Below are 1,431 nucleotides of genomic sequence, written 5' to 3' on the forward strand. Positions count from 1 at the left end.
GTCCGTTGCCGGCGACGCCACTGCGCCAGCACCGGCAACGCCTGATCAACCCGCTCCTCACCACCCAACCCGAACGCACTCAGATCACCACGCTCCAGCACCTCCCAGAACGCATCCGTCCCACCACCGGAATCACCGAAATCAGCAACCTCCGGCCAGAACCGCTCCCGCTCGAACGCATACGTCGGCAAATCCACCACCACACCACCACGACCCGCGAAATACGCACCCCAATCCACATCCACCCCATGCACCCACGCCATCGACAACGCCGTCGTGAAACGCACCCGCTCATCCTCATCACGACGCAACGTCCCAAAAGCCTCACCCACCACACCCGCCGCATCCAACGAATCCTGAACACTCATCACCAGAACCGGATGCGGACTCACCTCGATAAACACCGAATGCCCATCCGCAACAGCCGCCGCCGTCGCACCCGCAAAATCAACCGTCGACCGCAAATTAGCGAACCAATAATCCGCATCAAAACGAGCAGCACCGGCCTCCGACACCACCGTCGAATACACCGGAACAACACCCACCCCCGGCTCCACACCCGCCAAAACCCGACCCAACTCCCCCCGCAAAACCTCCACCTGATCCGAATGCGACGCATAATCCACCGGCACCCACTTCGCCCGCACCCCACACCGCTGCGCCTCAGCCACCAACCCCGACAACAACTCCACCGAACCCGACACCACCGTCGCATTCGGACCATTCACCGCCGCCACCGACAACGCACCCAACCACGGCCGCACCACCTCTACCGGCGCCGCCACCGACACCATCCCCCCACCACCGGCCAACCGCACGATCGCCCGACTCCGCAACGCCACCACCCGCGCCGCGTCATCCAACGACAACACCCCCGCCACACACGCCGCCGCGATCTCACCCTGCGAATGACCGATCACCGCCGCCGGCCGCACCCCACACGCCTCCCACAACCGCGCCAACGACACCATCACCGCCCACGAAACCGGCTGCACCACATCCACCCGCGCCAAATCCGAACCCCACACCACATCCCGCAAAGACCACTCCACAAACGGCGCCAAAGCCCGCTCACACGCCTCCATCGACTCCGCAAAAACCGGAGACGACTCCCACAAACCACGCGCCATACCCACCCACTGCGCACCCTGCCCCGGGAAAACAAACACCGGACCCACCACACCCCGCGCCACACCCGACACCGCATTCACCGACAAATCAGAAACATCCCCGTCCACCACCACCGCACGATGCTCCAAACCCGCCCGCGAAACACCCAACGACAAACCCACATCCACACCCGACAAACCCCGCCCACCCACAAACTCACCCAACCGCCGAGCCTGCTCACCCAACGCACCCACCGAACGCCCCGACAACACCCACGGCACCACCGGAACATCCGAAAACACCACAGGCCCCGAACCCACC

At 64.4% G+C, this 1,431-nt stretch carries 1 protein-coding gene; it reads right to left on the minus strand.

Features of this window, described 5'->3' with window-relative positions; genetic code table 11:
• Window positions 1-1,415, minus strand: a 1,415-nt coding sequence (locus tag LPA41_RS40735) for an acyltransferase domain-containing protein (protein ID WP_229076852.1), incomplete at its 3' end; no start/stop codon positions are given.
• Between the last annotated feature and the right edge of the window lie 16 nt (window positions 1,416-1,431).

This window comes from Actinoplanes sp. DH11 (genome assembly GCF_020873875.1).
Lineage (GTDB): Bacteria > Actinomycetota > Actinomycetes > Mycobacteriales > Micromonosporaceae > Actinoplanes.